Source organism: Corallococcus terminator (assembly GCF_003611635.1).
GTDB classification, from domain to species: Bacteria; Myxococcota; Myxococcia; order Myxococcales; family Myxococcaceae; genus Corallococcus; species Corallococcus terminator.
On record NZ_RAVZ01000837.1, the window covers coordinates 1 to 421 of the forward strand.

Annotated in this window: 1 protein-coding gene; it reads right to left on the reverse strand. The window is 70.8% G+C overall.

Translation table 11 applies throughout. From position 1 onward, the window contains the following. Window positions 1–211 (reverse strand): hypothetical protein (locus tag D7V88_RS44090; protein WP_208726810.1); only part of this gene is annotated, 211 nt, incomplete at its 3' end. Window positions 212–421: the final 210 nt, after the last annotated feature.

The window sequence follows — 421 nt, forward strand, 5'->3', positions numbered from 1 at the left end:
ACCCCAAGGGAGGAAGGGGATGGGCGGCACCCGCCTGCGGGCTGGCGCTTCCGGGAGGGAGGATGGTCGCGGCGGAATCGTTGGACAGCGGCATGCCGCCGTCCGCGACCTCCTCCAGGAGGCTTCTCGGGCCAGAGGCGGTGGCCTCCTTGCTCCCCGGGAAGGCCATCACCACCAGCAGAGCCCCTGCAGCGACAACGCCGGCAATCATGGCCACAGGCCGCTTGGGCGATGCGGGGGCCGCCTCGTCTCTCTTGATTTGCTGTTGGAGGTCGCGAAGCGAGGTGGGCAGACGCGGCTTGGCGGGCACCGGACGCGCGGCGTGGGGAGCTGCAACAGGAGGGACGAAACCCATCGTCGCCGTCGGCTGCTTCGGTGGCTTCCACGCTTGCGGAGTCGGAGCGGGGCCCGCGGGCTTCTC